Source organism: Weissella cibaria (assembly GCF_004521965.1).
In the GTDB taxonomy this organism is placed as follows: Bacteria; Bacillota; Bacilli; order Lactobacillales; family Lactobacillaceae; genus Weissella; species Weissella cibaria_A.
In genome coordinates this window covers 1-22,996 of sequence record NZ_SDGK01000019.1, presented here as the reverse complement: position 1 = coordinate 22,996, position 22,996 = coordinate 1, and the positions used below count along the sequence as shown (strand labels likewise).

Annotated in this window: 29 protein-coding genes and 1 riboswitch; of the genes, 25 read left to right on the top strand and 4 right to left on the bottom strand. The window is 45.5% G+C overall.

The features are described from left to right. The first annotated feature begins 107 nt into the window (after positions 1-107). Both tpiA and EST42_RS03305 read left to right on the top strand, forming a co-directional pair. Positions 108-896 (top strand): triose-phosphate isomerase, encoded by a 789-nt coding sequence (tpiA, locus tag EST42_RS03310; protein ID WP_167711060.1) that lies wholly within the window; start codon positions 108-110, stop codon positions 894-896. Between the two features lie 126 nt (positions 897-1,022). After that, positions 1,023-1,205 (top strand): hypothetical protein, encoded by a 183-nt coding sequence (locus tag EST42_RS03305; protein ID WP_245150362.1) that lies wholly within the window; start codon positions 1,023-1,025, stop codon positions 1,203-1,205. A 39-nt stretch (positions 1,206-1,244) separates the two neighbouring features. On the opposite strand, the gene EST42_RS03300 is transcribed toward EST42_RS03305, so the two are convergent. Then, the gene (locus EST42_RS03300) at positions 1,245-1,499 is read right to left on the bottom strand and encodes a hypothetical protein (protein ID WP_134644203.1); all 255 of its coding nucleotides are present in this window, start codon (positions 1,497-1,499) and stop codon (positions 1,245-1,247) included. A 274-nt stretch (positions 1,500-1,773) separates the two neighbouring features. On the opposite strand from EST42_RS03300, the gene eno reads away from it, so the two are divergent. The 12 genes from eno (at position 1,774) to EST42_RS03245 (ending at position 11,535) form a co-directional block, all read left to right on the top strand. Next, the gene (eno, locus tag EST42_RS03295; protein WP_043710636.1) at positions 1,774-3,129 is read left to right on the top strand and encodes a phosphopyruvate hydratase; all 1,356 of its coding nucleotides are present in this window, start codon (positions 1,774-1,776) and stop codon (positions 3,127-3,129) included. Between the two features lie 148 nt (positions 3,130-3,277). Next, entirely contained in the window at positions 3,278-3,661 is a 384-nt protein-coding gene (locus tag EST42_RS10970; protein WP_245150361.1) for an MFS transporter, read from the top strand. A 71-nt stretch (positions 3,662-3,732) separates the two neighbouring features. Then, on the top strand, positions 3,733-3,900 hold the full coding sequence (locus EST42_RS10965) for a hypothetical protein (RefSeq protein WP_245150360.1): 168 nt from the start codon (positions 3,733-3,735) through the stop codon (positions 3,898-3,900). Positions 3,901-4,040: 140 nt separating this feature from the next. Continuing rightward, entirely contained in the window at positions 4,041-4,277 is a 237-nt protein-coding gene (secG, locus tag EST42_RS03285) for a preprotein translocase subunit SecG (RefSeq protein WP_003608067.1), read from the top strand. A 73-nt stretch (positions 4,278-4,350) separates the two neighbouring features. After that, on the top strand, positions 4,351-6,708 hold the full coding sequence (gene rnr / locus EST42_RS03280) for a ribonuclease R (protein WP_134644202.1): 2,358 nt from the start codon (positions 4,351-4,353) through the stop codon (positions 6,706-6,708). A gap of 103 nt (positions 6,709-6,811) precedes the next feature. Then, on the top strand, positions 6,812-7,279 hold the full coding sequence (gene smpB / locus EST42_RS03275) for an SsrA-binding protein SmpB (RefSeq protein ID WP_134644201.1): 468 nt from the start codon (positions 6,812-6,814) through the stop codon (positions 7,277-7,279). Positions 7,280-7,382: 103 nt separating this feature from the next. Beyond that, positions 7,383-8,183, top strand: coding sequence for an alpha/beta hydrolase (locus EST42_RS03270; RefSeq protein WP_134644200.1), 801 nt, complete (start codon positions 7,383-7,385; stop codon positions 8,181-8,183). Beyond that, positions 8,180-8,380 (top strand): hypothetical protein, encoded by a 201-nt coding sequence (locus EST42_RS03265; RefSeq protein ID WP_134644199.1) that lies wholly within the window; start codon positions 8,180-8,182, stop codon positions 8,378-8,380. Before EST42_RS03270 ends, EST42_RS03265 begins: the two co-directional genes overlap by 4 nt. A gap of 140 nt (positions 8,381-8,520) precedes the next feature. Further along, positions 8,521-8,853 (top strand): MFS transporter, encoded by a 333-nt coding sequence (locus EST42_RS03260; protein WP_245150359.1) that lies wholly within the window; start codon positions 8,521-8,523, stop codon positions 8,851-8,853. 112 nt (positions 8,854-8,965) lie between these two features. Next, positions 8,966-9,262: an MFS transporter gene (locus tag EST42_RS03255; protein WP_134644197.1), complete on the top strand. Its 297-nt coding sequence runs from the start codon at positions 8,966-8,968 to the stop codon at positions 9,260-9,262. Positions 9,263-9,352: 90 nt separating this feature from the next. After that, the gene (locus EST42_RS03250; RefSeq protein ID WP_134644196.1) at positions 9,353-10,798 is read left to right on the top strand and encodes an ABC transporter substrate-binding protein/permease; all 1,446 of its coding nucleotides are present in this window, start codon (positions 9,353-9,355) and stop codon (positions 10,796-10,798) included. Continuing rightward, complete coding sequence (locus tag EST42_RS03245; RefSeq protein WP_134644195.1) at positions 10,798-11,535, top strand: amino acid ABC transporter ATP-binding protein; 738 nt, start codon at positions 10,798-10,800, stop codon at positions 11,533-11,535. Before EST42_RS03250 ends, EST42_RS03245 begins: the two co-directional genes overlap by 1 nt. Before the next feature lie 42 nt (positions 11,536-11,577). Here EST42_RS03245 and EST42_RS03240 read toward each other — a convergent pair whose 3' ends face one another. The 3 genes from EST42_RS03240 to EST42_RS03230 form a co-directional block, all read right to left on the bottom strand. Next, complete coding sequence (locus EST42_RS03240; RefSeq protein WP_134644194.1) at positions 11,578-11,892, bottom strand: DMT family transporter; 315 nt, start codon at positions 11,890-11,892, stop codon at positions 11,578-11,580. Then, positions 11,892-12,221 carry a DMT family transporter gene (locus EST42_RS03235; RefSeq protein ID WP_342365128.1) on the bottom strand — a complete coding sequence of 110 codons (330 nt, stop codon included), beginning with the start codon at positions 12,219-12,221 and terminating at the stop codon, positions 11,892-11,894. Before EST42_RS03235 ends, EST42_RS03240 begins: the two co-directional genes overlap by 1 nt. 57 nt (positions 12,222-12,278) lie before the next feature. Continuing rightward, a riboswitch (guanidine-I (ykkC/yxkD leader) is annotated at positions 12,279-12,373 on the bottom strand. Further along, complete coding sequence (locus EST42_RS03230; RefSeq protein ID WP_134644192.1) at positions 12,359-12,964, bottom strand: LURP-one-related/scramblase family protein; 606 nt, start codon at positions 12,962-12,964, stop codon at positions 12,359-12,361. Its footprint overlaps the riboswitch before it by 15 nt. 58 nt (positions 12,965-13,022) lie before the next feature. Between EST42_RS03230 and EST42_RS03225 the strand changes: the two genes are divergently transcribed. The 11 genes from EST42_RS03225 to EST42_RS03175 all read left to right on the top strand — a co-directional run bounded on the left by EST42_RS03225 (position 13,023) and on the right by EST42_RS03175 (position 22,943). Next, entirely contained in the window at positions 13,023-13,685 is a 663-nt protein-coding gene (locus EST42_RS03225) for a uracil-DNA glycosylase (protein WP_134644191.1), read from the top strand. Positions 13,686-13,808: 123 nt separating this feature from the next. Further along, positions 13,809-14,786 carry a phosphate acetyltransferase gene (gene pta / locus EST42_RS03220; RefSeq protein WP_134644190.1) on the top strand — a complete coding sequence of 326 codons (978 nt, stop codon included), beginning with the start codon at positions 13,809-13,811 and terminating at the stop codon, positions 14,784-14,786. Between the two features lie 127 nt (positions 14,787-14,913). Further along, complete coding sequence (gene tsaE / locus EST42_RS03215; RefSeq protein WP_134644189.1) at positions 14,914-15,381, top strand: tRNA (adenosine(37)-N6)-threonylcarbamoyltransferase complex ATPase subunit type 1 TsaE; 468 nt, start codon at positions 14,914-14,916, stop codon at positions 15,379-15,381. 1 nt (position 15,382) lies between these two features. Then, positions 15,383-15,892 (top strand): GNAT family N-acetyltransferase, encoded by a 510-nt coding sequence (locus tag EST42_RS03210; RefSeq protein ID WP_134644188.1) that lies wholly within the window; start codon positions 15,383-15,385, stop codon positions 15,890-15,892. Between the two features lie 19 nt (positions 15,893-15,911). Continuing rightward, complete coding sequence (locus tag EST42_RS03205) at positions 15,912-16,445, top strand: 3'-5' exonuclease (protein ID WP_134644187.1); 534 nt, start codon at positions 15,912-15,914, stop codon at positions 16,443-16,445. 17 nt (positions 16,446-16,462) lie between these two features. Next, positions 16,463-17,359 carry a UDP-N-acetylmuramate dehydrogenase gene (gene murB / locus EST42_RS03200; protein ID WP_134644186.1) on the top strand — a complete coding sequence of 299 codons (897 nt, stop codon included), beginning with the start codon at positions 16,463-16,465 and terminating at the stop codon, positions 17,357-17,359. A 23-nt stretch (positions 17,360-17,382) separates the two neighbouring features. After that, complete coding sequence (locus EST42_RS03195; protein WP_134644185.1) at positions 17,383-19,434, top strand: Na+/H+ antiporter; 2,052 nt, start codon at positions 17,383-17,385, stop codon at positions 19,432-19,434. Positions 19,435-19,445: 11 nt separating this feature from the next. Beyond that, positions 19,446-20,279, top strand: coding sequence for a diadenylate cyclase CdaA (cdaA, locus tag EST42_RS03190; RefSeq protein WP_134644184.1), 834 nt, complete (start codon positions 19,446-19,448; stop codon positions 20,277-20,279). Next, on the top strand, positions 20,279-21,256 hold the full coding sequence (locus EST42_RS03185) for a CdaR family protein (RefSeq protein WP_134644183.1): 978 nt from the start codon (positions 20,279-20,281) through the stop codon (positions 21,254-21,256). The genes cdaA and EST42_RS03185 overlap by 1 nt, the downstream gene beginning before the upstream one ends. A 9-nt stretch (positions 21,257-21,265) precedes the next feature. After that, positions 21,266-22,624, top strand: coding sequence for a phosphoglucosamine mutase (gene glmM / locus EST42_RS03180; RefSeq protein WP_134644182.1), 1,359 nt, complete (start codon positions 21,266-21,268; stop codon positions 22,622-22,624). A gap of 4 nt (positions 22,625-22,628) precedes the next feature. After that, the gene (locus EST42_RS03175; protein WP_134644181.1) at positions 22,629-22,943 is read left to right on the top strand and encodes a hypothetical protein; all 315 of its coding nucleotides are present in this window, start codon (positions 22,629-22,631) and stop codon (positions 22,941-22,943) included. Positions 22,944-22,996: the final 53 nt, after the last annotated feature.

Sequence of the window (22,996 nt, the reverse complement as noted above, 5' to 3'; positions counted from 1 at the left end):
TTTGTGGCGAGACTACTGATGTAGCGTCATGAAGCTGGTTTTGTGTTGTAGCTGGTATGAAGTCCTGTTTGCTATAATGAAAGCATATATGAAGGGCGGTGAAGCTGATGAGTCGACAACCAATCGTCGTTGCAAATTGGAAAATGAATAAGCTACCAAGCGAAGCTGAGGGTTATATTCGGGAGGTGGCGCCAAAGCTGGCTCAGTATCCAAATGTTGATACTGTGTTGGCTGGGCAAGATGTGTTATTGAATGCCATGGTATCAGCTGCCGAGGGAACGTCAGTGTGCATCGGAGCTGAAAATGTTTATTGGGAAGACCGTGGGGCGTACACAGGGGAAACAAGTCCGGCAGCATTAGCGGATTTAGGCATCCAAGTGGTTATTATTGGTCATTCGGAACGACGCAACTATTTCCGTGAAACCGATGAGATGGTAAATCTGAAGACGCTTGCGTCATTGCGCAATGGGTTAATGCCAATTATTGCCATCGATGAGGCAGTCCAACTGGAATCTGAAAATGATCACGCACATTGGATTGTGAACCAAGTTGTCGAGTCACTAAAGGGTGTGACAGAAGCGGATTTGGACCGTGTTATGCTGGCTTATGAGCCAACGGCAGCGATCGGATCCGGTCAGGCGATGAGCCCAGCCGTTGCCCAGAAGAGTTTGCGGATTATTCGCCAGACAGTTGCTGACATGTTTGGTCAACCAACCGCTGATACAATGCGTATTTTGTATGGGGGTTCCGTTAAACCAACTAATGCCTATGAATTGTTAGCGCAACCGGACATTGATGGTGTCTTGGTGGGTGATGCGGCACTTGATGCCACGACGTTCATTGAGTTGGTTAGTCTAGCTGATCAAGCGAAGCGATCTTTGCAAAAAGAGGTGTGACATATTCAGATTCCGTTACGATTCGATTCACGAGTTAGCCGTACCTAAGCGATAAACTGATGTGTATAGATGAAATAACACGCAATAAATCAGAAGCTCAGGGGGACATGACTGCTGTTTGAATTTATGACGAAGATTTTGTCAGATAGTAATTTTGTGAAAATCTATCTAACGTCAGGTGAGTCATTTATTTTGAATGAACTTGATGGTGAAGCAGAGGGTGTTAACTTTGGATCACGCGATGCTTCAGGACGTAAGGTTCGTTATGCAGTGACTGTAACCAAAATTGCGGCAGTTCGCGAACACTAGTAAAAATAGTAAAAGACACCGCAGTTGCGGTGTCTTTTACTATTTAAGTGTATTTTGTTCAGGTTCAACGTCATCACTTGAGCTAACCGGGTGGATACCAGCAGCAATTAATTTGTCGTTAAAATTATGTTGGTTGTCACTCGTGTTTGTCACGTGCGTGTCAGCACTTTGATAGGTGGTATGTTCAGTCGTTGGTGCTAGACGCTCCATGGCATACGAGGCCCCAAATAGATAAAGTGGCACCGCAATTAATAATCCCATTAACCCCAAAATAGAAAATTTGATCTTTTTCATTTTAAACGCAGCCTCCTCCTCGTTGGTATGCGTACTTACGTTTTAATCATGCATATAAAGTAACACGAGATTTCATGACATAGTGGACAGTAATGTAACAAATGCAACACGGAATAATTGCTACTATTTATCAGTAAGTGTTCCGTATACGGTTCGCACAATAATCATACTAAAGGGCAATGAATTGCTACACAACGTGTGAATTATGTTACAATTAATGACAAGGGATATTCCCAGATAACTATACTTTTAAAACAAGTAAGGAGAAGACAACATGTCTGCAATTACTGATATTTACGCACGCGAAGTCTTGGACTCACGTGGTAACCCAACTGTTGAAGTTGAAGTTTACACTGAATTGGGTGGTTTCGGTCGCGGAATCGTTCCTTCAGGAGCTTCAACTGGTGTTAACGAAGCCGTTGAATTGCGTGACGGTGACAAGGGTCGTTTCTTGGGTAAGGGAACGTTGAAGGCCGTTGAAAACGTTAACAAGGTTATCAAGGACAAGTTGGTTGGTATGGACGTTACTGACCAAGTTTTGTTGGACCGTACGATGATCGAATTGGACGGAACTCCAAACAAGGGTAAGTTGGGTGCCAACGCTATCCTTGGTGTTTCGATCGCTGCTGCTCGTGCAGCTGCTGACGAATTGGGAACGCCTTTGTACAACTACCTTGGTGGTTTCAACTCAAAGGTTTTGCCAACGCCAATGATGAACGTTGTTAACGGTGGAGCCCACGCGGACAACTCTGTTGACTTCCAAGAGTTCATGATCATGCCAGTTGGTGCAAAGACTGTTGCTGAAGCTATCCGTATGGGTTCAGAAACTTTCCACGCATTGCAAGCATTGTTGAAGGAATCAGGTCACTCAACTGCTGTTGGTGACGAAGGTGGATTCGCTCCTAACTTCGCCTCAAACGCAGAGCCATTTGAGTTCTTGTTGAACGCTATCGAGCGTGCTGGTTACAAGCCTGGTAAGGACATCGCCATTGCCTTTGACGTTGCGTCATCAGAATTCTACGACCACGAGAAGAAGATCTACACGTTGGCAGGTGAGCCTGATAAGAAGGAATACACGACTGACGAGTTCATCGACTACTTGGAGAACTTGGTAAACAAGTACCCTGTTGTATCAATCGAAGACCCTCTAGCAGAAGCTGAGAACTTGGATGATGAAGAGCAATGGGATAACTGGGTAAAGTTGACTGACCGTTTGGGCAAGAAGGTTCAATTGGTTGGTGACGACTTCTTTGTTACGAACACGAAGTTCTTGGCAAAGGGTATCGAAAAGGGTGCCGGTAACGCCATCTTGATCAAGGTTAACCAAATCGGTACCTTGACTGAGACTATGGAAGCTATCGAAATGGCTAAGGAAGCTGGTTACACGGCTATCGTTTCACACCGTTCAGGTGAAACTGAAGACACGACGATTGCTGACTTGGTTGTTGCTACGAACGCAGGTCAAATCAAGACTGGTTCAATGTCACGTACTGACCGTATTGCTAAGTACAACCAATTGATGCGTATCGAAGACTTGTTGACTGACAAGGTTGCTGAATACAAGGGTATCAACAGCTTCTACAACATCGACAAGACTGCTCGCGAAGCTATCGTTAACTACGAGCGTTAATCACGAGTTCGATCGATTAGATTGATTTAATTAAAGACGACACTAACTCAAATGGATTGGTGTCGTCTTTTTTGGCGCTTTTATTCAGATGCCTATTACTTAAGGTGTTGTACTAATTGGTGATAAAAAATAAGGAAGTAGGCATATCATGCAAGAGAGTCAAAGTGGTTTGAAGCTATGGTTGTCGATGGCTGCGGTCGGATTGTTCATCCTTATGAGCACTTTGGACGGATCAATCGTCAACATTGCATTGCCAGTTATGTCTAAGGAAATGAATATCCTCATGAACCAGACAACGTGGACAGTTTCAATTTATTTAATTGTTATTTCAGGAACATTGGCCGATAAGATGGATCGTGAATATGTGACCTTGTTTGGTTTGACGGTCTTGGCAGTTGTGATGTTTAGCTGGTTCTTTGCTGGTGCCAATACACCGATGTTAGTTGTTGGTTTGCTATTAGCTGGATCAGGATTCGGAATGGCTTCCTTCCAGTCACCGAATAATGCATTGATTATGTCAAAGGCGCCATAGGATAAGCTGGATGTGGCCGGTTCATTAAATGCCTTGTCTGGTAACTTAGTCTGATTACGGGAACGACGCTGGTGACGTCCGCCTTGTACGCCATCATGAGCGCTAAGCTTGGCACATCAGTTACAACGTATCCCGCTAAGCATCCGGAAGCGTTTGTGGTCGCAGGTATTTTGCTAGTTATTGCGTGTATCATGACGTATTACCGCGTCTGGGTGCGTCGCAGTGAGAAGTGTGCCTAGTTGATTATTACGATGATAAAAATTCACGAGATGTTCGATAATCGAATGTATCGTTTTTTGTTGAGGGACAGGCGCTCGTATGTTATGCTAGACAAGTATAAAAACCCGACATAATCGGGAATGAAGAGGAGGCGCCCACAATGTACAACGTATTGTTGACAGCGATGATTGTCGTTGGCGTGTTAATTATTTTGGCAGTGTTGATGCAACCATCTAAGCAACAAGATGCTTTGTCTGCCTTGTCAGGTGGTGGCGGCGATTTGTTCGCAACGCAAAAGGCACGTGGGTTCGAGGCAGTGATGCAACGAATCACGGCTATTCTTGGAGCAATCTGGTTTATTTTGGGATTGGCACTAGTTTACCTATCTTCACACTAAACACAAACAGCGCTACTGACCTCTCGTGACTTGTTGCGAGGGGTCTTTGATTATATAGAAGAGTGAGATTTTAATGGACGCACAAAAATTACAGGACCAATTATTTGGTTTTCTAAAGGCGAATCCAACGCAAGCCTATCCAGCACAAACGTTGGTCGATGGTTTGCGTTTGGATGACGCAAACGCCTTTACAAAGGTTGTTCAAGCTTTAGCAGCTTTGGAACGAGCCGGTAAGGTGAAGGTTAGTGATGAAGGCGCATTCCAATATGACGCTGATAAGGAAGGTGTTATCGGAACGTTTAAGTCTAATGATAAGGGCTTTGGTTTCGTACACTATGATGATAATGTTGAAGATGTTTTTGTTAACCCTGACAACACAATGTTCGCTGTCCAAGGTGATGAGGTTCGTGTGAAGTTGTTGAGTAAGGGTGACGCTACGAGTGGTCGTGGGCCAGAAGGCAAGGTTGCCGAGATTATTACGCGCGCCCGTGAGCACGTGGTTGGTGAGTTTAAGTTAGGCTCAGAATACAAGGGTTACGTTGGTAGCATCCGCTTAACGGATAAAAAGTTTGCGTCATTTGAATTCCTAGTTAAGGAAGGTGGCGTGGCAGCAACTGACGGTGAAATTGTGATGGCGTCAATTGATCAATATCCTTCAGCAGTTGCCCCAAAGCGTTTCACGGGTGCAATTACTGAGAAGATTGGTTACAAGGATGAGCCCGGGGTTGATATTCTACAAATCGTGTACAACCACGATGTGCCACACGTTTTCCCAGAAGCTGTCTTGGAACAAGCAAACAAAATTCCAGAAGACGTACAAGATTCTGAACGCGAAGGCCGTGAAGATATTACAGACCAACCGTTGGTTACGATTGACGCGATTGAATCAAAGGACTTGGACGACGCGGTTGTTGTCTGGAAATTGCCAAATGGTAACTTCCACCTTGGTGTTCACATTGCAGACGTTTCTCACTACGTTGTTGAAGGTACGCCTTTGGATGAAGAAGCCTATAACCGTGGTACGTCAGTTTACTTGACGGACCGAGTTATCCCAATGTTGCCACGCAATATCTCAAATGGTATTGCGTCATTGAACCCTGGTGTAGATCGTTTGGCAATGTCAGCTGAAATGGAATTTACCCCAGCTGGTGATTTGGTTAACCACCGTTTACACACATCAGTGATGCGTTCACATGCCCGTATGACGTACAAGGCAGTTAACGCTATCTTGGCTGGCGATGAAGAAACCCGCTCAGAATACAGTGACTTAGTGCCAATGTTCGAAGAAATGGAACAATTGCACAACGCTTTGACTGCAAAGCGTACAGAACGTGGTGCAATTGAATTCGATGCACCAGAAGCTAAGATTATTGTTGATGAGACGGGTAAGCCAACGGACATTGAATTGCGTGAACGTGGTTTGTCTGAACGTATGATTGAGTCATTTATGTTGGCAGCGAATGAAACGGTTGCCATGCACTTTGACCAAGCCAACGTGCCATTCTTGTACCGTATTCACGAAACACCAGATGCTGATCGTGTCCAAAATTTTGTGGACTTCGTGAAGGCTCTTGGTGCACCGGTTAAGATCGACCCAGAGAACATCAAGTCAACTGATTTGCAAGCCATCCATAACTTCTTCTTGGATCGTCCAGAAGAACAAATGGTTTCAACGATGATGCTTCGTACGATGAAGCAAGCTAAGTATTCAGACCAACCATTGGGGCACTTTGGTATCGGGGCTGAGTACTACACGCACTTCACGTCACCAATTCGTCGGTACCCTGACTTGACGGTTCACCGTTTGATTAAGTGGTATGAGAAGAATGGTTTGGGCGAAGAGTCGCAAGCTAAGTACCGTGATCAGTTGGCTCAAATTGGTGAAGATACTTCTGTGCGTGAACGTCGTGCGGTTGACACAGAACGTGATACGGATGCCATGAAGAAGGCTGAATTTATGGCTGACAAGGTTGGTGATGAATTCGAGGCAGTAGTTAATGGTGTCTTGAAATTCGGTATGTTCGTATCATTGGAAAACACGGTTGAAGGTTTGATTCATACATCAAACTTCACGGATGATCAGTATGTTTACGATGAGGCTCACATGGCGTTGATTGGCCGCCGTTTCCACCACATCTATCAAGTTGGACAACCGGTTAAGGTACGTTTGGTACGTGTGGATAAGGAACAATCAGCTTTGGACTTTGTGCTAGTTGATCCCGATGCTGCTCCAATCACAGATATTAAGGTGCCTGAGGACCGTCGTGGGGCCTTTGGTGGTCGTAACCGAGGTGAGCGTCGTAGCAACGACAAGAATAACCGCTCAAGCAAAGGGGGGAAGACTCACAATGGTGGAAAGCCATTCGGTGCGAATACAGACCGCAAGCCAGAGTCAAAGCGCCAAAACACAAACCGTAAGGGCCGTCACTAAACAAGAGCATAGAGTTGCGGCAGGCGTTTAAAAGATCACAGAACAACGGTTTTCTCGTGAAACGAGAAACCATCTAAATGGAGAAAAGCTTTAGGAGGTCATTATGGCCAAGAAGAAGTCGAATAACGATGGTGCACTTGCAACCAACAACAAGGCGAAGTACAACTACTTTATTGGTGAGACGTACGAAGCGGGGATTGAACTAACCGGAACGGAAATTAAGTCGGTTCGGGCAAGTAAGATTACGATTGCCGATGGATTCGTACAGGTGCGTGATGGGCAAGCTTGGCTAGATAATGTGCATATCAGTCCGTTTGAACAGGGAAACCGGTTTAACCATGAGCCATTACGTAGCCGACGTTTGTTACTCCACAAAAATGAGATTAAAGCGCTTGGTGAAGCGACAGCGCAACAAGGTAAGACAATCGTGCCTCTGCGAGTTTATTTAAGGCATGGTTTCGCGAAGGTATTGATTGGGGTTGCAACGGGTAAGCATAATTACGATAAGCGTGAAACAATTAAAAAGCGCGATCAGGAACGCGATTTGCGTCGTAATCTGAAAGTTCGCTAAAAAAGAGCCGATATTACTAATATCAGCTCTTTTTTGCATAATTTTGATAAGTGAAGCGCTATAATGGGGGTGATTTAGAACAATTATTTGGGGGTAAAAGAAAATGAAGATTAATAAAGATTTAGCATATGGGGCAGATGCGTTACAAAAATTAGATATTTACGAGCCGGAAGGTGACGCAATTGCCGATATTGTCCTTGTTCATGGCGGTGGCTGGTGGCAGGGTGATAAGCGTAAGGAAGATGAATTAGCCAGTGCGCTCGTCGCGGCAAACTTTCGCGTTGCTGCAATTAATTATCGTTTAGCGAATGGTGCGACGGGAGAGAATATCTTTCCCACCCAACGGACTGATTCGGTTGCAGCGGTAAAGTGGCTTGTTGTAAATGAGCATTTCCGGCTAGAGAAGCTGGTCATGTGGGGGGCGTCATCTGGTGGCAATATTGCTTTAGAGGCTGCGCAATTATTAGCAACGCCAACGGTTTCATGGTCGGGATTAAATGATTTAGCCGGTTTCATGGCAACGCATCCTGATGTCGTGGGTAAACAATCAATTATCGGGGATGATGTGAAGTCAAAAGATATCGATCAAGATGGTGAAAATCAAGCCTACTATAAGTGGTTAGTTGATAATCTAACAGCAAATGGACAAGTACCATATGAAACAGCAACCATTTATGATCGGTTAACACCTACAACAAAACCCGTTTTTATTGCAAACTCTATGACTGAGTTAGTGCCAGTTGGCGAAGTTGCGACGTTAATGAATCGCTTAATCACATTAGGGGTCGAGGTTGAAACCCTGGTTCTGCCAGGCGGACGTCATGGTGAAGGGTATATGGCAGATGCTTTACCAGCTTCAATCGCCTTTGCGATCCGTGTGTTGGGCTTGGGGACAGCATCATGAGTGAAACACAAAATTCACAGTCGCCTACAGTTTCGTTAGGTGCCTTTTCATTTGTCACGGCTTTGTCTGGCGCGAGTGTGACGCTGGCTTTGCCACACATGGCCCGTGCATTTGACGTTAGTGCCGCCTTGAGTACGCAGGTTGTACAAGTTGGCCTCATTACGACGGTCGTCTTCTTGGTCATGTTTGGCCACTAAGGCGACGTTTTTTCGAGAAACGCGGTCTACCGAGCTGGTGGCTGGGTGTTTATTATTGGCTCGCTCTTAACTGGTATCGCACCTAATTTTATTGGTGTGTTGGTTGGTCGGTTTGTGCAATCGGGGGGTCAGCGATGGTCATGGCGAATGCAATGGGTATCATTAATGAACACTTTGCTGATAAAGAACGCGACAAGGCACTGGCTTATAATTCCATGTTTATCTCGGTTGGGTCAATTTCCGGCCCTGCGGTTGGTAGTTTAATTACATCGATTTTGTCATGGCGGTGGATCTTTTTACTAAACGTACCGGTCGCCATCGCGGTTATGTTCTGGGCGAAGGGGGCTTTTCCTCGACCAAGACTAACCTGTGCTGATATTCGTGAACAAGCGCGACGGGTTAACCGGCTAGGACAATTCATTTTTTCTGTCGGTGTCGTGTTAATGTTTAGCAGTGCTGGATTATATTGTTAGCGTCAGCACCTGAACGACGGCCGCGATTAGTGACCATTGCCTTGGCCATGTTGTTAGTGTTGCAGATTAGTTATGCTTTCTATGGTGGCCAATTATTCTAAACAGGGGAGGGATGGCATTTACCTTAACGCCTAACAATTCGATTACGATGGGGGTGGTACCGCTTAACCTGGCTGGTGTGGCCGGTTCAATAAATTCATTGTTCCGGACAATTGTCATGGCGGTCGGTATTAGTTTTACGACAAACTTTCTGTATGCACAACTGCCAGGAGTTAAGCACATCGCGCGTGGCCTAGGAACAACCTACCTGCACGTAAGTCGGATGGTCTTTTATGTCGCAGTCGGTGCACCGTTGATCGCACTTATCATAAATGTTTGGCGTACAGCGACCAGTAAATCAGAAATGTGAGCAAATCTGACATCACACAACATCTTTTTTCTGAATGAGAGTAAGATACTAGCATATAGAATAATATGGGTGATTTAGGAGGATTTCGTCATGCGCAAATGGCTGACTGGCCTGGTAGTGCTAGTTGCGACCGTCATGGGGATGACAGTCAGCGGGCAAACGATGCATGCAGCATCGCATTACACGATTACAACAGATACGACGTTCCCACCATTTGAGTTTCAAACCCAAGGTGGGGATTATCGTGGTATTGACATGGATATGTTAAAGGAAATTTCGAAGTGCGAACACTTTACGTATACGTTGAAGCCGATGAGCTTTAATGCCGGTGTACAAGCGGTTCAGGCGGGCCAAGTTGACGGTATCTTGGCGGGGATGTCGATTACGGATGAACGTAAGCAAACATTTGATTTTGGTACGCCATACTATAAGAGTGGTATCGTCATGGCAGTTGCTAACAAGTCTAAGGTGGATTCACTAAAGGATTTGAAAGGTAAGACGGTGGCAGCCAAGACGGGTAGTTCTGGCGCGATGTATGCGCAACGAATGGCCAAAAAGTACGATTTCAAGATTACCTACTTTAATGATTCAAACACGATGTACAATGATGTCATCATCGGTAACACGGTGGCGGCTTTTGAGGATCAGCCAGTAATGGCCTATGCGATTCAACAAGGTACAAAAATGAAAATTGTGACGGACCCAGCTGAGGGTAATTGGTATGGCTTTGGGGTAAAAAAGGGCGCTAACGCAGCGTTGCTAAAGGACTTCAATGCTGGTTATGCCAAGATGGTCAAGGACGGTACTTACGATAAAATCGTTAACCGTTACCTTGGTGAAGGTGGGTACAACTACAAGGAAAATGCAGCCGTTAAGTCAGCCGCTGACCAATCTATCTGGTCGTTGATTAAAGATAATAAGGCAGCTTTACTTGATGGATTAATTAAGACGTTACAATTGACGATTGTTGGTATCGTCTTGGCAGCCATTTGGGGTGTGCTACTTGGTGTGATGGGTGTTGCGCCAAGTAAGGTTATCCGAGGCTTATCATCGGTTATTATCTACATCTTCCGTGGGTTGCCAATGCTAGTTTTGGCCTTCTTTATTTATATTGGTATTCCTAACTTGACTGGCCAAAAGATTCCGGCCTTTACAGCTGGTGTCGTTACGCTGATTTTGAATGAAGGTGCCTATATCGGGGCGTTCGTTCGTGGTGGCTTTAGGTCAGTTGATCCGGGTCAGCTAGAAGCAGCTCGGTCACTTGGTATGCCATATGGCAAGGCGATGCGTAAGGTTGTCATGCCACAAGGAATTCGTTTGACGATTCCTAGTTTCATTAACCAATTTATTATCACGTTGAAGGATACATCAATTTTGTCAGCAATCGGAATTATTGAATTGACGCAAACGGGTACGTTGATCATTGCGCGTAACCTGCAAGGATTCAAGGTCTGGTTAATGATTGCTGTTTTGTACTTGATTGTCATCACGTTGTTGACGTGGTTATCTAACTGGGTAGAAAAGAGGATTAACTAATGGCAGCGATTGTTGAAGTGAAGGATGTTCACAAAAGCTACGGTAAAAACGAGGTCTTGAAGGGCATTAGTTTGGACGTTGAAGAAGGCGAAGTGGTTGTTATGATTGGACCATCTGGTTCAGGAAAGTCAACTTTCTTGCGTTCACTTAATAAGTTAGAAGAGATTAATTCCGGTCAAATTAAGATTAATGGTTGGGATTTGGTTGACCCAAAGAACAATATTGATAAAACACGCGAAACGATTGGCATGGTGTTTCAACATTTTAACTTGTTTCCACATTTGACTGTGTTGGAAAACATGATGTTGGCCCCGGTTGAAGTGGGGAAGCAAAGTAAGGCTGAAGCCGAACAGACGGCCCATAAGTTGCTTGAGCGGGTTGGGCTAGCCGATAAGGCGGATGTTAAGCCAAATACTTTGTCAGGTGGACAAAAGCAGCGTGTGGCAATCGCCCGTGCGCTAGCTATGAATCCAAAGATTATGCTGTTTGATGAGCCAACTTCAGCGCTTGACCCTGAAATGGTTGGGGATGTATTGGCTGTGATGAAAGAGCTTGCGGAAGAAGGGATGACGATGATTGTCGTGACCCACGAAATGGGCTTTGCCAAGCAAGTTGCTGATCGCGTTGTTTTCTTCGCCGATGGTTACATTCGTGAAGAAGGAACGCCTGAGGAAGTCTTTAACAACCCACAAGATGAGCGAACACGCGACTTCTTGAATAAAGTTTTGAATGTCTAATGAAAAATCCCGCTGGTCATTTTGGTGACCGGCGGGATTTTATCATTCCGTAAATTTTAAACCAACAGCAGCGGCTAAGATGATGGCAATGAAAAGAATACGCTTCCAATCGCGTGATTCGCCGTAAAAGAGCATGCCGGCCAGGGTACCACCAACTGTACCAATCCCGGTCCAGACAGCATATGCCGTACCCAATGGAATATCACGAATCCCTAGCGAGAGTAATGATAGACTAAAGCCGAAGCTGATGAGTAGCCCGACGATGGCCGACCAGTGTCGACGACGGTGCCATTCATTCATCATGACGACACCACTGGTTTCGCCGAGTCCAGCTAAGATAATAAATAACCAAGCCATTATACTTCCTCCATTAATTTCAAACCAATGACCCCAAAGAGTAGGGCTGCAATTAAGACCAATTGTACGACGCCAAGCGATTCACCATAGAACGCCCAGTTGGCAATGATGGTCGCCACGGTACCAAGACCAACAAAGATGGCGTAGACCGTGCCGACAGGTAATTCATCACTCGCCTTAAGTAGCATGAAGAAGGAAGCAATCAGGGCGAAAATGGTTAACCCAGTCATCCAAATATTGTCGGCGTGTTTCATCCCTAATACCCACATGGGCTCAAAAACCACCGCAGCGGCCACTTTTAGCCACGGATTTCGTAATAAAGTCATCATAAGTCCTCCTTCGACCGCATCGATAGAAAAGCCTGGGAGTTAGCGGCATATGTCGTTAACTCCCAGGCTTTTGTCCTTCCGTGTACGTGCGAGCACGCGGTCGCTCTTGGACCAGACCACAGTAACTGTGCGGAACCCTAGCGACGCTTTTGATGCGATTTAATTGATGGCCCAAGTGTAACAAATTGGGAATGGCTTGGCAAACTAGGTTTTAATTCGCGATATGACGATCCGAGTAGCGGTTCACGACCAGTCATGAGAGTGAACCAAGGTGCCGTTCGACCACTCGCAATGAATTGCCAACGATCTAGAAATGCCGTAATTAAGACAAGGGCGACTTCATTATCGACATCAGCGATTTGAATGGTTAGTCGGCCATCGTCCTTTGGAAAAGAGGCTGCCAGTTGGTGGCGCATTTTACTAATTTGAAAACGTTGTTTATCCAAATTGCCGAGGATTAACCAATTAACGCCACTCACGAAGAGAACTTCTCGAAGCTGTAATGATAAGCCGATTGACCCGACTTGGGTGTTATCTACCCGTAGCGTAAAACGGGGCAGAAAGCCAAGGGAAGCTTGCTCTAATTCTGCTAAGACGTGAGCACTTTTATCAAGAATTTTTAAACGATTACCAGTTTGTCCCATTTCTCCGGTAATATAGTAGGCAATAGTCCCCAATTCGTTGGTGACTAGACTCATGCCTGTTGCGGCATGGGTGACTTGTGTTAGATATAATTCACGCATGTGGGCACCCCCTTAGCCCTATTATATAGTTAAACCAAATAAAATGTGAGGTATAACCATGGCAGATTTAACCGACACCGACTGGCTGCAACCTTTAACTGAGCAATTAGGGCAGTCGTATTTTGATGCAGTCCAGCAATTTTTAGAAACAGCATATGCGGGTGGGGTAGTTTATCCAGCCCGTGAAAATGTTTTCGCCGCTTACCGGGCGACGCCGCTGAGCCAAGTGAAAGTTGTTATTCTTGGGCAAGATCCATATCCTAATCCAGATCAGGCGCAAGGCCTTAGTTTTTCGGTACCTACCGACATGGTATTGCCAAAGTCACTTGTGAATATCTATAAAGAGTACGTCACCGACTTGCAGCAACCAGCGCCGCGGACGGGAGATTTGCACGCCTGGGCTGAACAGGGCGTGCTTTTACTGAACACAGTCCTAACAGTACCAGCTCATCAGGCAAATGGACATGCCGGCCAAATTTGGGAACAATTGACCGACGCTACAATCAGTTTGGTCGCCCGGCAACCGCAACCAACGGTCTTTATTCTGTGGGGGAAACCAGCGCAAAAGAAGGCACCGTTAATTATGGGACCAAATAACTTGATTTTGCAGGCACCACATCCCAGCCCGCTGTCAGCTTACCGTGGGTTCTTTGGGTCAAGTCCGTTCTCACAAGCGAATGCCTTTTTACAAGACAATCAGCAACAGCCAATTCGTTGGTAATGCTTTTTGTGAATGGAATCACAAAAATTGTCACTTTTGACTAGTAAACAAAAGCGATATTTGTCATAATAAGGATGTAATAAAAAACGCTATCAAGCTATAAAAAAACGGAGGTTTTCCATCATGGAACTCTTTGAACAATTGTCATCACAAATTAAGGGCCAAGGCAAGACTTTGGTATTCCCGGAAGGTGAAGATGTACGTATTCAAGGCGCAGCGGTTCGTTTGGCTGCGGAAGAATTGGTAAAGCCAATCTTGTTGGGAAGCAAGGCAGCTATCGAAGCAACTGCTGCAGCAAATAACTTTGATTTGTCAGGTTTGCAAATCATTGATCCTGCAGAGTACCCAGCAGATGCACGTGAGAAGATGGTTAATGCATTGGTTGAGCGTCGTAACGGTAAGACGGATGCGGCAACTGCTTCAAAGTGGTTGGAAAATGTTAACTACTTCGGTACAATGCTGGTTTACCTTGAAGTTGCTGATGGTATGGTTTCTGGTGCAACGCACCCAACTGGGGACACGGTCCGCCCAGCTTTACAAATCATCAAGACGGCACCGGGTTCATCACGTATTTCAGGTGCCTTCGTCATGCAACGTGATGATGAGCGTTACATCTTTGCCGATGCGGCCATTAACATTGATATCGATGCCCAAACGATGGCTGAAATTGCTGTACAATCAGCTAACACGGCTAAGGTCTTTGGTATCGATCCAAAGGTTGCAATGTTGAGTTTCTCAACGAAGGGGTCAGCTAAGGCACCACAAGTTGATAAGGTTGCTGAAGCAACGCAATTGGCTAAGACGGCTGCTCCTGAATTGGCTATCGATGGTGAATTGCAATTTGATGCAGCATTTGTTGAATCAGTTGCAGCTGCCAAGGCTCCTGAATCAGAAGTTGCTGGTCACGCGAATGTCTTTGTTTTCCCAGATTTGCAATCAGGTAACATTGGTTACAAGATTGCCCAACGTTTGGGTGGTTTCGAAGCAATCGGACCTGTCTTGCAAGGCTTGGCAAAGCCAATCTCAGACTTGTCACGTGGTGCAAATGAAGAAGATGTCTACAAGGTAGCTATCATCACGGCTGCACAAACTTTGGCATAATGATTAAATAATAACTAGAAACGCAAATTTACTGAGTGCAAGTTTGCGTTTTTTGTTGCCGTTAAACAGTCAGTTGACTGCCTTCTTCACCTGTAATATGGCTGTCAAAAATGGTATACTTGACATTATGAGATTAACAGTAAACACAGTTGAAGAAACACAAACGCTAGCGGCCCGACTAGCAAAACTGGTTCAACCAGGTGATACAATTTTGTTGAATGGTGATCTGGGTGCTGGTAAGACAACCTTTACACAAGGTTTGGCGCGGACACTTGGTATTCGTCGTCCTTTGAAGAGTCCAACATTTACATTAGTACGCGAGTATCAAACCGAAAACTTTCCCCTTTACCATTTGGACGTCTATCGTTTAGGTGAAGAGGGTGGCGGTGATGAATTAGGTTTGGCTGAATACTTCGGCGGTGAAGGGGTGGCACTGATTGAGTGGTCAGAGTTTATTCAATCAGAATTGCCGCAAGATGTCCTCATCATTGATTTGGCACGCCTTGACCAGGATGAAACGGGACTATTTCGGACGATATCAGTGCGAGCTACCGGGCCTCGTTCAGAAGCTATTTTAGCTGCTTTGGAGAAATAAAATGGAATTAATGATTCGACCAGCTGAAGGTCGCGATGCCGATAAGTTGTTGGCGCTGTTACACCAATTACAGACAGAATCGACAACGTTTATGCTTGCCCAAGATTTAGAGGCGATAGACGGGGTTACTGAGGCAGATAATATCAGTTTTTTGCAAGCAACCACGAATAATATTATTTTAGTGATTGCCAGCGACGAAGATGAGTTGTTTGGTCTGATTTCAGCGGCTGCGATTCCAGGCAAGCCACGTGAAGTAGAAGTCGGGGTCGCCGTATTGGCAGCATACCAAGGCTTTGGCCTCGCACAAGCGCTGATTGATGAAATGTTGACTTGGTCTCACGAGTACAGCACAGTTGATGTCATTCGTTTAACCGTTCAAAGTCATAATGCACCGGCGATTCATATTTATGAAAAAGTGGGCTTTACCCGCGTACCTAATTCGGCAACTTTGGTAGAAAATAGTGCGGGCGAACAAGTACCGGCGTTTGATATGCTGTTAAACTTGAAGTAAATAATGGGGTGCACGATTTATGAATTTTGTCGCAATGGACTTTGAAACCGCGAGTGCCCAGCGCCATAGTGCTGTTTCAATGGCAATTGTTGTTGTACGTGACAACATACTCGTGGATGAATTTTATACATTAATTAAGCCGGAATCGTATTTTGATGTCCGAAATACTAAAATTCACGGCATTACGGAAGCTGATGTTGTTGATGCGCCAAAGTTTCCCGAAGTTTGGGAACAGATTAAGCAGTTTTATACCGCAAATCAACTTGTCATTGCGCACAATGCGCCGTTTGACAACGGAGTACTGCGTGAGACATTAGGCCACTATGGCATTTCAGCCCCACATTACCTGTCATTAGACACGGTGCGGACGTCACGTAAGTTGTATCCACAGCTACCAAATCACAAGTTGAACACGGTAGCCGATGCCTTGCAAATTGATTTGAAGCACCACCACAATGCCTTAGATGATACCGTTGCGGCGGCTCGGATTTTGGTCACACAAGCCGAACAGTTTGGGGTCGATCCCTTGAAGCAACTGGTTAAGGTAATTTAACGAGGAAAATAAGAGAGATGAACACAAATGAACTTATAACAGCCTTTCCAGGGTTAGATATTCGGCAACATGTGGCTTTATCTGCTTACACGAATACACGTGTGGGTGGTGAAGCTGATTTGGTATTTTGGCCCCGGACGGTCGCGGAGTTACGTGAAGTGGTTGCCTATGCAACCACACATGACGTGCCAATGACAGTATTGGGCAATGCCTCAAACTTGATTATTACGGACGATGGGTTGCGAGGCCTCACGATTTTCGTGACGAAGCTGAATGAGTTAGCCGTGTCAGGCAACCGCATTAAGGCAACTGCAGGGGCAACTATTATTGATGTTACCCAAATTGCCCGTGAGCACAATCTGGCCGGGATTGAATGGGCTGCTGGTATTCCGGGCTCAGTCGGAGGTGCCGTCTTCATGAATGCGGGCGCATATGGTGGGCAAGTTGATGGCTGGCTTGAGTCAGCTGAAGTCATCACACCAGCAGGTGAAATCAAAAGCTATAGCAATGCAGACCTGCAATTTAGTTACCGTCACAGTTTGGTCCAAGATACGGGCGATGTGATCATTTCGGCAACGTTTAAGCTCCAGCCAGATGATGGGGCAGCGATTGAAGCACGTATGGAAGACTTTAACCAAAAGCGTGCTAGCAAGCAACCTTTGGAATTTCCGTCGTGCGGCTCTGTCTTCAAGCGACCAGAAGGCTACTTTGCGGGTAAGCTAATTATGGATGCGGGCCTACAAGGCTTCCAAATTGGGGGTGCTCAAGTTTCAACGAAGCACGCTGGGTTTATCGTTAACCGCGGTAACGCAACGGGCTCTGATTACGTCAATGTAATTAAGCACGTCCAAGCTGTGGTTAAAGAGAAGTTTGGGGTTGATTTGGAAACTGAAGTTCGTATTTTGGGTAACTAATGAATTGAATTAAGGGAGGAATTATGGAACTATTACAAACCATTGTGGGGTTAACCTCATTGGTGGTCATCGGTAATATTTTGTCGCATTTCCTCAAACGTGTGCCGGTCAGTTTGATCCAAATCAGTTTGGGTCTGCTGGCCGCTTTGTTTTTAAATGTACACATTGAATTAGATACAGAATGGTTTTTGCTATTATTTATTGCGCCGTTGCTGTATTCAGACGCCTGGCGATTTCCGAAACGAGAACTTTGGGAGTTGCGCGGTGCGATCTTCGGAAATGCTATTTTACTAGTCTTTTTAACGACCATCCTGGGGGGCTTTATTATTTATGGCCTCGTCCCAGAGTTACCGCTGCCAGTCGCATTTGCGATTGCCGCGATTTTGTCGCCAACTGACCCGGTCGCTGTGGCTGCGATTGCCAAGCAAGCCAAATTGCCACCGTCAATCATGCACTTGGTGGCGGGCGAAAGTTTGATTAATGATGCCAGCGGGTTGGTCGGCTTTAACTTTGCTGTCAAAGCAGCATCTGCTGGAACCTTTTCACTATTAGCCGCTACCGGTAACTTTTTCTATATCTCGTTGATGGGGACGTTGATTGGGTTGGTTCTTGGGTTCTTACTGAATATCCTGGGTGATTTCTTATCATCAAAGGGCGTAACTGATGTTGTCTTGCGCGTGGTGTTGCAATTATTTAGCCCATTCTTAGTGTACTTATTGACTGAAGAAGTACATGCGTCAGGGGTTATTGCGGTGGTTGTTTCGGCGATTGTGCAAAACCTTCACACGAAGAATGATGCTGATTATTCCGGTGAGTTACACGTCGTTGGTATCAACACATGGAATGTGTTTGGTTATTTGTTGAATGGCTATATTTTTGTGATTCTGGGAATTGAGCTACCACTAGCAACTGAATTGGGCAATGTGATTTCTGTACCAATGGCCATCTGGTATGCCTTTATTACCTGGGTTGTTATTTTTGGAATGCGTGTCATTTGGACATACATTAACCAATGGGTGCGATTAAAAAATCACCGTAACGAAACAGCGTCATGGCGGGTTGCCTTGTTATCTGGTTTGTCAGGTGTGCGTGGGGCCGTGACCATGGCCGGTGTGTTGTCAGTACCGTTGGTCACTGATGCGGGGATGCCATTCCCACAACGTGCTCTGATGCTCTTTATTGCAGCGGTGGTTATTATCATGTCATTGTTGGCTGCGATTATTTTTTTGCCGTTGCTGGCTGAAAAGTCAAAGACGCAGGTTCCGCCAGGTGAAAAGAGTCCACAGACGGTTGTCGCACAGCACATGTCCGAGCCACGTGCCCGAGTATATGTCTTGCAGTCAGCAGTCCGTGAAATTGAGACGCGTCGCCGAGAATCAAATCAAGCCATTGCTTATGAAATTATTCTGCGCTATCAAATGCAGATTCGCCAATTGCAGATGCGATTTATGAAAATTGACAAACTTAGTCCAATTTTGAAAGCCGAAATGAACTTACGTGAAATCGCATTGGACGCGGAACGAAGTGCATTACGAGGCTTGTTGGTTGATGAAAAAATTACACCATTGGTGTTTGCAAGTGAGAATCGCCGGATTGATCGCGTGGAAGCGGATTTGGATGATTTGATTACGCATGATAAAACCAAGCGGACATGGCGTCAATTGAAGCGTTTTGTAATTTCGATACGCCGGTCAATTCGAATTTGGTTGAGTGACGATTCGTCTGATCGCCTAATTACGGAATACGAGCTTGCACATCATGAATCAGCGAAAGCTGCGATTGTAGCAATTTCAACATATTTGGCAAGTGAAGATGGCCAAGCGTCAAAGACGGACCAAACGGCAGCCTACAACTTAATCATTATGTATCGTTCGCGCTTAGAGCATCAGAAACATAATGGTGGGAAATCGGAAGCCTTGGTACGTATGGATCTTGAAGTGGCTGGACTAAACGCACAGCGTGAGGCCACCCAACATTTGTATGACGCGCACTTTATTTCTGCTGAGACTGGCTTGCGGATTCGTCAAATGATTAATTTTACTGAAGCTGGTCTATTAACGGATGAAGAAGAGTAGGGGGCAGGACAATGAATTTTAATATTGAAGCACTGGTGAAGAGTGTCAGTATTGTCCGCATTATTGACGTTGTCATTGTTTGGTGGCTTCTTTATCGGTTGCTGATGCTGATTCGCGGTACCAAGGCGGTTACGCTGTTGCGTGGTGTTGGTATTGTGATTGTTGTGAAGGTTGTTAGTTGGTACATTGGTTTGACCACGATTTCATGGTTAACCGACCAAATTATTAATTGGGGTGTGATTGCCTTAGTTGTCGTCTTCCAACCAGAAATTCGACGCGGGTTGGAACACCTTGGTCGATCAGCTTTGTTTAAGCAACGACAGGCTTATCAAGACGAAACAAAGCTGATTAATGAATTGGATGATGCCATTCAATATATGTCAAAGCGACATATTGGGGCGTTGATTTCAATTGAAATGGAAACCGGGCTAGAAGAGTATATCGAAACCGGAATTAAGATTGATGCGGAAGTGACCAGTCAATTATTGATTAATACTTTTATTCCAAATACGCCTTTGCACGATGGCGCGGTAATTATCAAAGATACCCGGTTGGCAGCCGCAGCGGCTTACCTACCATTATCAGATAATCCAACGATCCCGAAGGAGCTGGGTACGCGGCATCGTGCCTCAGTGGGGATTTCAGAAGTAACGGATGCCTTGACGATTGTTGTATCAGAGGAAACCGGGGCAGTGTCAATTACGCGTAATGCAGAATTGATGCAGTCATTGTCGCGTGAGGACTATCGCAAATATTTGACACGCCAATTAGTACCTGAAAATGGGGCGGTCAAGCAAAACTGGTGGTCACGCTTTGCACCGACATTTAAGCGGGGTGAGAAGTAATGAAAAAAAGTTACGACAAACTGATTTATCTGGGGGTAACGATATTAGTTGCCATCTTAATGTCGGTCTATGCGGATGGCCAGTCAACGAAGACCACGCGCAATTCGACAGAAAGTGGCGCAACAACCACGGGTATCTTAAAAGGGTTGGTCTCATCGAAGTCAGAAAAAGTGTCGGTTCCGTTGCAATTGAACGGCATCGATACAGATGAATATTATATTTCTGGTGCGCCTGACACCGTTGATGTCACCTTGACTGGTTCGTCGGCTTTGGTGACGGCAGCTAAGAACACCAAAAACTTTCAAGTCTATGCAGACCTAACAAAACTGACTGATGGTACGCACACGGTGGCGCTAAAGATGTCAGGTTTGAACCGCGATTTGACGTACAAGCTAGCTAAGTCGAAGGTAACTGTGACAATCTATAAGCGGACGTCAGCGTATTACACGGTCCACACGGATTACAATAAGGATGCGATTGCGGACGGGTATACCGTTGGCACCGTGACGTCATCAGTTAACAACGTTCAGTTGATGGGACGTGAATCAGCAGTTAACGAAGTAGAGACTGTGGTTGCGGAGGCGCAATTGAAACGCGACACGAGCAAGTCAGTCACACAGACAGTGACATTGCAGGCCCTTGATGCTAAGGGACACCCAGTCGACGTTGGTATTTCACCACAGGTAACGACGGTGAAAATTCCAGTGACAGCTGGGACAGGTACCAAGCAGGTACCGCTAAAAATTAGGACAAAAAACGGGTCGGCTTCAAACTTTAATCTTACGGGCTCTGTAAATGAAATTACAGTTCGTGGTAAGATTGATGTATTGAATAAGTTAAAAGCGATTCCTGTGACGGTCGATTTGAACGGGGTGACAGCAGCGTCATCTCAAGATGTCACGGTGAATACGCCAGACGGAACGGATAGTGTAAATCCGACAACGGTCACGGTAACGATTACGCCCAAGGAGCAATAAAAAAACATTATGGTTGAATTACATTATTTTGGAACAGATGGTGTGCGCGGGATTGCCAATAAGGAATTAACGCCGGAATTGGCTTTCCGTCTCGGTCGCATGGGTGGTGCAGTTTTGACGCGCCATGCTGAAGGACGCCGACCACGCGTGCTAGTTGGTCGTGACACACGTATGTCAGGACAAATGTTGGAACATGCTTTGATTGCTGGTTTGCTATCAGTCGGTATTGAAATTTTGCGTTTGAACGTCATTTCAACGCCCGGGGTTGCTTACTTAGTGCGCGCCCAACAAGCAGATGCTGGTGCACAAATCACGGCATCACACAATCCGGCTGAAGATAACGGTATTAAGTTCTTTGGCGCAGATGGCTACAAATTATCAGATGAGTTGGAAGCTGAAATTGAAGCGTTGCTTGATGCACCGGAAGATACATTGCCTCGTCCAGCCGCTGAGGGCTTGGGAACAGTGTCAGACTTTCCTGAAGGGGCCGCTAAGTACCTCGAGTACTTGCAGACAACCATCCCTGATGATTTGTCAGGCATGAACATTGCCATCGATGCTGCCAATGGTGCAACGTCTGGTTTAGTTGTCAATTTGTTTGCTGACATGGGCGCTGACTTTGTCACGATGGCCACATCACCTGACGGATTGAATATTAACAAGGGCGTAGGGTCAACACACCCTGAAGCAATTACGAAGTTTACAGTTGAAAACGGTGCCCAAGTCGGGTTGGCATTTGATGGTGACGGTGACCGTTTGATTGCCGTTGACGAAAACGGTGACGTTGTCGACGGCGATAAGGTCATGTTCATTACAGGTAAATACTTGTCAGAACACGGTCGATTGAAGCAAGACACAATTGTCACAACGGTCATGTCAAACATCGGTATGTACAAGGCCATGGCTGAAAATAACATGTCATCAGTTAAGACGGCTGTTGGTGATCGCTATGTGGTCGAAGAGATGTTAAAGTCTGGGTACAACTTGGGCGGTGAGCAATCAGGTCACGTAGTGTTCTTAGACTGGTCAACAACTGGTGATGGTATGTTGACTGCTTTGCAATTGCTTCATGTTATGAAGGCAACGGGCAAGAAGTTATCAGAACTAGCTGGTGAGATGACAGTTTTCCCACAAAAGTTGGTTAATGTGAAGGTCAAAGACAAGAAGTCCGCGCTAGAGAACGAAGCGATTAAGCAAGTGATTGCTGAGGTTGAAGCCGAAATGGGTGACAACGGTCGCGTTTTGGTACGCCCTTCAGGTACGCAAGATTTGCTACGTGTGATGGCAGAAGCCCAAACCGAAGAATTGGTTGGGGCCTACGTTGATCGCATCGTTGATGTTGTTCGTGCAGAAGTAGGAGTGGATTAAGAACATGGCTGCGGATTATCAAACGCTTGATATTATTGAGGAGATTACCCGTAACGACGGATCGACTTATAAGGAAATTGGCAATCTTTTGCACAATGGTCAAGCCGAATATGCCGCTGAACAGGGGATGATTCAGTCAGTTCGTATTTTAAAAATTAACATTCCTCACTCAGGAAACGTTGAAAAATACGAAAAGTACGTTAATGGACATTTTGAAATACCTGAAATGGTTGCCATTAAGGAATACACAGAATGGACTAAGACGCCCGAAATGGATGATGTTATCCAAAAAATCCTAACTGAGAATCAAGTTAGTTAAACAATTAAACCCGGGCTGGCAGATATGCCAGACCGGGGTTTTGATTACCTTTG